This window comes from Chloroflexus sp. (assembly GCF_056331925.1).
In genome coordinates this window covers 21959-29515 of the sequence record NZ_JBWGQH010000003.1, presented here as the reverse complement: position 1 = coordinate 29515, position 7557 = coordinate 21959, and the positions used below count along the sequence as shown (strand labels likewise).

Sequence of the window (7557 nt, the reverse complement as noted above, 5' to 3'; positions counted from 1 at the left end):
CAGGCGCGAAGGGCGCAAAGGACGCAAAGCGTTTTGGGCATCTCTCACCCCCCCGCGCCAGTGGGAGAGATGAGGGCCAGCAGCCCGCGCAGCAGGCTTCGTACCTCTAGCCCGGCCCTTGAGGACCGGATTCTGGACAGATGTTCTGTCTACCCTTGAACTCCCGGATGGGGCTTTTCCTGCCGCTCCTCGCACTGACAACCAGGCCATCGCGACCCAACTCCATCTTGTGGTATTGTATGCCGGTACTCGTAAGCAACGGAGAGAGTGGCATGCGCATTCTGTTCATCACCGGTGAATACCCACCACAACCGGGCGGTGTCGGCGATTACACACAACGGTTGGCGCAGCACCTCACCATCGCCGGGCACGAAGTGATCACCCTGACGTCGGTGAAGGGGCACTGGCAACTCTGGCGGGCAACGAGTCGCGGCGATGAGGCATTGGCAGCGCCACGGGGACGGGCCAGTTGGCGGTTGGTAGCTGCCGGACGGCTGGCGCAGGTTGTGCGCCTGATCCGGCCCCAGTGGTGCCACATTCAATACCAAACCGGTGCGTATCAGTTACAAATTGGCGTGAACGTGCTACCTCTTCTCTTACAACGTACCGAGATCGCCACCGCGATCACGTATCACGACTTGCTACCACCGTACCTTTTTCCCAAAGCAGGTCCACTGCGCACCTGGGTAACGCTTATACCGGCCCGCACAGCTTCTGCTGTGGTCGTCACCAACCCTGAAGATGAAGCAACCCTACGCGCTGCCGGCCTCCAACCGCGTCTGATCCCGATTGGAGCCAACATCGAGCCGACACAGTCGTCGGCTAGGGATCGTGCGGTTGAACGAACGAGGCTGAGCATAACCGCCGATGAGGCATTGATCGGCTATTTTGGTCTGTTATCGCCGGGGAAGGGGGTAGATTTGTTAATCGATCTGGTAGCACAGCACCCACGCTGGCGCTTGTTGATTATCGGTGGCGCTGCTACGACCCCCACCGATCGCGCTTACGCCGAAGCGGTACAGCAACGGCTCGCGAGGGATGGTCTGCGCGATCGGGTAATCATCACCGGCCACCTGCCGGCTGCACAGGTCTCGGCTTACCTGAGCGCCTGCGATGTAATAGCCCTGCCCTTCCGTGATGGTGCTTCGCTACGACGCGGTAGCCTGCTCGCTGCACTCGCCCACGGCTGCGCCATTGTCACCACACCGCCGGCCTCAGCCGCCACTGCTGCGGCCCTGACCGGAGCAGTGCAATTCGCCGCAGCACAACCCAACAGCTTCGCCGCAGCGATTGAGATGGTATTGCAATCGGCGGTGATGCGTGATCGTCTCAGCGAAGCAGCCCGTGCCGTTGCCCGTCGGTTTGCATGGTCCACCATTGCGCAGGCGCATCTTGAGCTGTATCAAACAAGGTGATCGAGTCTGGCGCAGGACCGACTCCGTTCATGACGAGAACCGCAGCAGAGCATCGCGCAAATCACGTACTACATCGATTGCGTGCAATTCCATCTTTAGTCCCACCATCGTCTGCGCCACCTCAGGCCCAACTCCAATCAAGACAAGGCGAGCACCCAACAAACGCACACTGCGGGCCAAAGCAATCACCCCATCGGCTGCAGCTTGATCAAGAAATGGCACGCCGGTCACATCAACCAACAACCAACGCGCGCGGCTATCACTCACCGCTTGTAACGCTCGCTGCTGGGCCAATGCCAGCCGAACCCCATCGAGCGCACCGACCAGGAGCATCACGAGCATACCGTCACGCACCGCCAAAATCGGCACACTCAAGGCCTGAATCTCTTGGCGCTGACGCTCATTCTCGGCCAACACTGCCATCATCTCCGCTTGCCGCTGCTCACTCTTAGCCAACGCGGCTTGCAAGGCCGCAGTGCGTTCGGCCACGCGCACCTCTAAGGCTTTATTGGCTTGGGACAACTGCTTCGCCAACGCCTCCGACCGCCGTTGGGCAGCATTGCCAGCTCAATTGCATGCAGCACACTGCGGGTTCCGATACCGGCAATCACCCCGCAGACGACGGTCAACAGCATGCCGGTAATCACAATCTCACCGGCGGAAGGTGCGACTTGCGGTCGACTCGCGAGGCCGAACCATTGCCCGGTCATACCGGCAATCCCTACTATGCCGGCTACCACCACATGCCACTCTCGCCCGATAACTGCGGCTGTAGTCACAACAACGACGGCGAAAATCGGTACCAATCCGATTTGACCCGTCCCGAACGGAATAACGGCAAAACTCACGGTAAGCACGATAATTAACCAAAGCGCTGCCTGGTCGACCCAACCTAACCGGGCAATGACCAATAGCACCAATACGAGGGTCAAACCGGTGAGGTTGGCGACTAATTGTGGCAACGGATCGGGTTGAATCATAACCAGCGGAATCGCCAGTATCGACATCGCCGACAACGTTAACCCGATGATGAGTAAATTACGTCCCCGTCGTTGAACTTCAGGATCGGGATGGGGAATGGTAAGCAACCGGTTCCATAATGACATACACATTACCCTGCACTACGCCGACGAGTGATCACATCTGTATTGTAGCACCTAGCTAACCGGCTAACGGAGCCTAACGCTCATCGGCTAGAAAGCGTCGGAGCAATGCTAACACTTCATCAGGGCGCTGTTCAGGAAACCAATGCGGATTCGTCGTAAGCTGCACCACACAATCAGGTCGCTGCAGCAATACCTGTTCAAAACCGGCAGTCGAAGCGATTCGGTCAAGAGGACAACGGATAAATAAGACTGGAAACCGAATATCGGTAAAAGGTGCTTGCCGACCACAGCCGGCCAAACGCCATGGCAACCGCAGCACTGTCAATGGCCAATCCCAATAATGAAAACTATCGTAAGCGGCTCGATGGGCATCGGGCGCTCGATAACCGCCGATCATTAATAATGCCGCTGTTAGATGTTTAACCGGCGGCAGATAATACGGTAAGCCAAACACTATGCCGTACAGCCACCATAACGCTCGCCACTTATGTTCACCCCAGTCATAGCGAAACGATGACCCAACCGAGAGTGCTACCATCCGCTCAATCGGTATATCGGGGCGCTGACGTACTCGTGCCCAGACAAAGGTCGCTCCCCAATCATGAGCAATGACGACCACCTTGCCGGTCGGGCTGGCTGCAATCACAACGTCAAGCAAGGCTGCTACTTCTCGTGCCAACCGACCGTGCCATAAATCGTGCAACGACGGCCACACCGGATTAGTCCGTCTGTTGGGGAGGGCAATCGCATAAATATTGCGTCCACGCAACCAGTCCTGCTGTCGTTCCGTCGCCGTTATGTACGCATCGTACATCTGTTCAGAGTCGGGAAACCCGTGCAAGAAGAGTACCGGACTCCGCCGGCTATCGGGATGGTACTGTATCCGTCGCAACCGGCATAGGAAGCGCCGGGCCGGTGGACGCCGCAAGGCAGCCCAAATGGTAGGAAAGAGTTGTTGTTTCATTATCGCTCCACAGAAGTTGGTCGGTAGTGCACCGAATGCCCCCACCACAACGCTGCACTGAGCGGAGCAAGACTGAGAGCCGCTCCGATCAAACAGAGTAGTAGATACCCTAACCCAGCCAGAATAAACCCGCTACTCAGGCTCCCAAATGCCGAGCCTAGATTGACGAGCAGATCGCTCGCGCCTTGCACCGCACCACGTTCCGACGGTACAATGGCGTCGGCCACCAGTGCTGAGCCGGCAATATAACAAAAGTTCCACCCCAACCCGACAAGAAACAATCCCAAAGCCAGCCACGGAGTCAAGAGCGATACCGGTGCAATCAATGCCCCGACAATTAACATCAGCGCGCCAAACATCATCGTCAAGGGCCGACCTAGGCGGTCGGCGATTCGACCGGTGAACATTGATAGGCCAAACATGCCGAAGGTATGGGCACCGATCACCAACGAGATGCTATCAAGACCGTGAGCGTGATGGCTCATATGGAGCGAAGTGACACTCATCACCAACACCATCACCACCTGACCAAGCACCATACTCACCAGTCCGGCCCGAACGAGCGGGAGCCGCAGAATCGTACCCACGGAACGCACCGGTACCGCCGTTGTGGCAGCGTCTGTGGTCGTCTGAACATTCAAGCGCAGCGCCAACGTGCGCGGATCGGGTCGCAAAAAGACAAACATGACCAACGTGGCGATGGCGAAGAGGGCTACCCCACCAAACATTGGCCCGGTCAACTCAGGCAAGCCACCGGCTGCCGCCACCTGACCCAACGGCCCTACCAACAACGGCCCTCCCACTGCGCCGATAGTACTTGCAAAGACCACTGTGCTGATCGCACCGGCCCGTCGTTCCGGCGAGACAACATCGGCAGCAGCGTATCGACTCTGATCGATAATCCCACGCGCCATCCCAACCACAAACAGACCGACTAAGAAGAGAAGAAACGAGTGGCTAAGTACCGCTACTCCGTCAATCAGCATGCCCATCAGCCCCAACACCATCCCCACTAGGAGAGCGGGCCGCCGACCAAATCGCTGCATCGCTTGCCCTGCGGGATAGGCTGACAGCGCCGCCCCGGCCAGCATAAGGGTTGCCGGTAAGCCGGCGAGTGCGTCATTGCCGCTCAGTTGCGCACCGGCGATCGCGTTCACGGCAATGTTGGCAATAATTGCGGCTGATGCTAAACTCTGCGTAACGAATAAGGCGCCGATGATCCGGCGCGTAGCAACTTCATAGTCGAAGGTGGTTGGTATACTCATCACATTCACTCCATGGCAAACGATGCTCTTGCAGCTATTATAGTTGTTTTATCAAATAATTTTTCACCCTTATGCGTATGTTCCGCCGTGTCCAGTTACTTATCGCCCGATTCTCTGCTACCCGGTTCGGAGCATGGTTTGTGCGCACCTGTATCCAACCGCTCGACCGGCTGCTGCTGTGGCTCACAGGAGGACGGATAGGAATCGTCTCGTTATTCTACCCGACTCTCATCCTCATTACCACCGGTGCGCGCAGCGGCGCCAAACGGCGGACCCCGTTGATCTTTCTCCCTGACGGCAATCGGATCGTACTGGTCGCGTCAAATTTTGGCCGCGACCGTCATCCCGGCTGGTACTACAACCTTCGCGCCAATCCGCAGGCGCAGGTGAATATGTACGGCCACCTCTTCGAGTGTCGCGCGCGCGAAGTGAGTGGGATCGAGTATCTGGAACTGTGGGAGCGGGCAGTGCGTTACTATCCCGGTTTTGCCGTCTACGCCCGCCGGGCCGGACGCACCATCCCGATAGTGGTACTCGAACTCAATATGCCCATCTAATCACTAGTGGCGTAATCAAGCCCTCGATCAGCGCGGCAACCACCACCAACGGCGCAATCAGGAGCAACCACACCTTTACCGTCTGTGCAGCTGCCCACAACAGATTCTCGCCGACGGTAAACTCACCCGGAGCAGTCAACACTGCTGCCCCCATCCGCAACCCCAACGCCGCACTGAGCATAAACACCGGCAATTCAATGCTCCCGTGGGGAAGCAGGTAGGCGAAAAGAAACGTGAGGGGGTTATCCGTCCCCACCCCACCTCGCTCGATCAGCCGCCCGCAGACATAGCCAATCTGGGCAAAGACCGTCGCCGGCACAAGGAAGGGAAACACACCCAAACTGAAGGGAGCAAAGAGGTTTGAGAGGATTGATACACGCAAGTTATTGAAAACGACAAACAGCGCCAACCATAGCGATGGGTCGGGGCCATACGCAATCTGATCGAGCGTCCGTTCTACCGATGGGAAGACCCTCACCGAAGCCTGCAACATCCCAAACCAAATCCCACCGATCGCTGCCAACAAGCTCACGGCTAAGGGCAGGCGCAATTCACGTAACAACATCGGCAACTCATAGCGATAAAATCGCAGCGGTGAGAATGGCAAACCGGCATACTCGTACAGTGGTACTCCGGCCGGGTGGTATTCACAAAAAAAGCGACGGAAGACTGCCCACAACCGGCGTAAGCCCATCTCTTCCCGGTTACGCGAAAAGATCGCTGCACGCCGGAAAGTTTGCAAGCCGCTGCGTAAAAAGGCCAATCCGACAACGAAGATTGCCAGCATACCAAGCCAGATCACATCGAACCGGCGGCCAATAAAATACGGCGCTTGCGCTTGCAAGAGTGCCGTCGTCGGCAACAGAATACCCGACGCCAACATCGACGCCTCGCGCACGCTACCGGCGTGGATCGAGAGACTCACAGCGCCGGTCACTAAAGCCACTGCCACCACGACGGTCAGCAGCCCCATCTGGAGCAACAGCTCCGACGACATGCCATCGGCATACATATCGGGAAAGTTCAGTGCCACTAAACCGTAAAACAGGTACTGGGTGAGCAGTGCGGTCAGCAGCGGGATTAGCAACGTACCGACCAACTTTCCGAAAAAGAGCTGCTGGTCGGTCACCGGCAACGCACAGAGTGCTTCAAGCGTATTCCGTTCACGTTCGCCGACAAACGACTCAAGCGCGGCGACCAGTGCAAAACTGATCGGAACAAAACCGGCCAATACTCCACCAAACGGGATCAGTGGAGCGAGTGCCAGTGGATCATCGAGCCGAGGATAGAGTGCTCGAATACCCGTCACCAACCCAACCGGCATCAAGATCAGCAAAAAGATCAATAACCCTACCGAACGCCAATCACGAGTAATCTCGATCAGCTCGCGACGCGCCACAATCCAGATCGAACCACCGCCAAACCGTGCAATCTGGCGACGTGGTCGTTTGTGCTGTCCAAACCACAATCGGCGAATCTGCTCGCGGGCTAACAACTCTTCCCGACTAAACGCCCGCATCCCAATCTGCACCAACCCAGCGGCCAATATCACCAAACCAACCCAAAGCGCTACTACCAGCTCCCAACGATCATTAACGATCAAAAATGCGATCAGTTGCACTACTAATGCCATCGGCACGAGTACCAAACTCGACAACAAACTTGCTGCACGTACCGTTGTCACATGCGACGAGATAATCACTGCACCGCCGACCATCACCAGCGCCATCGTAATAACCAACACCAGCAACAGCAGCGATCGCAGCGGTTGCAGCGCCGACAAGACCACATTAGGCACCAAAACCAACAACCATGTGACCAACACCAGTTGGCTCAGCAACGCACCCAGCAATGGCAACGCCAGCGCCGCGATCAGCTTGGCAAGATACAACTCGCGATCACCAAGTGGCATTGCCAATAACGTCTCCAACGTATTACGCTCACGTTCGCCAGCGAACGACTCGAGGGCCAGAATAAGCGAGAAACCTGCCGGTAAGAAACCGACCAGCAAGATCAAAAAGGGAATGACTTGGACGGCGACCGCATCCTGTTGCACAAAATTGACAAACAACACCAGTGCTCCGGCTATCAATGTCGGCAGCGCCAACGCCAACAGTGCCAGCGGTGTCAACAATCGCCAATCGGTCAAGGTATCACGCAACTCACGGCGGGTAATCACCCACCACGCCGGTGCAACCGTATCTGATCGGGCCAATGTCGGAGCTTGGGAGAGCCAAAAGCGTTTCATAT

7 protein-coding genes are annotated in these 7557 nt (G+C 57.0%); 2 read left to right on the top strand and 5 right to left on the bottom strand.

All coding sequences use genetic code 11. The features are described 5' to 3' along the window. The first annotated feature begins 272 nt into the window (after positions 1-272). A complete protein-coding gene (locus AC01ZF_RS02415; protein WP_424676240.1) occupies positions 273-1415 on the top strand; it encodes a glycosyltransferase in 1143 nt (380 codons plus the stop codon). A gap of 27 nt (positions 1416-1442) precedes the next feature. Here AC01ZF_RS02415 and AC01ZF_RS02410 read toward each other — a convergent pair whose 3' ends face one another. The 4 genes from AC01ZF_RS02410 to AC01ZF_RS02395 all read right to left on the bottom strand — a co-directional run bounded on the left by AC01ZF_RS02410 (position 1443) and on the right by AC01ZF_RS02395 (position 4750). Next, complete coding sequence (locus AC01ZF_RS02410; RefSeq protein ID WP_476575082.1) at positions 1443-1904, bottom strand: STAS domain-containing protein; 462 nt, start codon at positions 1902-1904, stop codon at positions 1443-1445. Positions 1905-1912: 8 nt separating this feature from the next. Continuing rightward, a complete protein-coding gene (locus AC01ZF_RS02405) occupies positions 1913-2521 on the bottom strand; it encodes a hypothetical protein (protein ID WP_476575081.1) in 609 nt (202 codons plus the stop codon). A gap of 73 nt (positions 2522-2594) precedes the next feature. Continuing rightward, entirely contained in the window at positions 2595-3485 is an 891-nt protein-coding gene (locus AC01ZF_RS02400; protein ID WP_428131415.1) for an alpha/beta fold hydrolase, read from the bottom strand. Next, positions 3485-4750, bottom strand: a complete 1266-nt coding sequence (locus AC01ZF_RS02395; protein WP_476575080.1) for an MFS transporter — start codon at positions 4748-4750, stop codon at positions 3485-3487. The genes AC01ZF_RS02400 and AC01ZF_RS02395 overlap by 1 nt, the downstream gene beginning before the upstream one ends. Before the next feature lie 140 nt (positions 4751-4890). Between AC01ZF_RS02395 and AC01ZF_RS02390 the strand changes: the two genes are divergently transcribed. Further along, on the top strand, positions 4891-5307 hold the full coding sequence (locus AC01ZF_RS02390; protein ID WP_424676247.1) for a nitroreductase family deazaflavin-dependent oxidoreductase: 417 nt from the start codon (positions 4891-4893) through the stop codon (positions 5305-5307). Here the strand turns inward: AC01ZF_RS02390 and AC01ZF_RS02385 are convergent. Next, positions 5291-7555, bottom strand: a complete 2265-nt coding sequence (locus AC01ZF_RS02385) for a stage II sporulation protein M (protein WP_424676248.1) — start codon at positions 7553-7555, stop codon at positions 5291-5293. The two genes, AC01ZF_RS02390 and AC01ZF_RS02385, sit on opposite strands and share 17 nt — an antisense overlap. Between the last annotated feature and the right edge of the window lie 2 nt (positions 7556-7557).

Excerpts from the sequence above, each read along its gene's own strand:
- AC01ZF_RS02395 (WP_476575080.1), bottom strand. The coding sequence starts at position 4,750 with ATGAGTATACCAACCACCTTCGACTATGAAGTTGCTACGCGCCGGATC.
- AC01ZF_RS02400 (WP_428131415.1), bottom strand. The coding sequence starts at position 3,485 with ATGAAACAACAACTCTTTCCTACCATTTGGGCTGCCTTGCGGCGTCCA.
- AC01ZF_RS02385 (WP_424676248.1), bottom strand. The coding sequence starts at position 7,555 with ATGAAACGCTTTTGGCTCTCCCAAGCTCCGACATTGGCCCGATCAGAT.
- AC01ZF_RS02405 (WP_476575081.1), bottom strand. The coding sequence starts at position 2,521 with ATGTCATTATGGAACCGGTTGCTTACCATTCCCCATCCCGATCCTGAA.
- AC01ZF_RS02415 (WP_424676240.1), top strand. The coding sequence starts at position 273 with ATGCGCATTCTGTTCATCACCGGTGAATACCCACCACAACCGGGCGGT.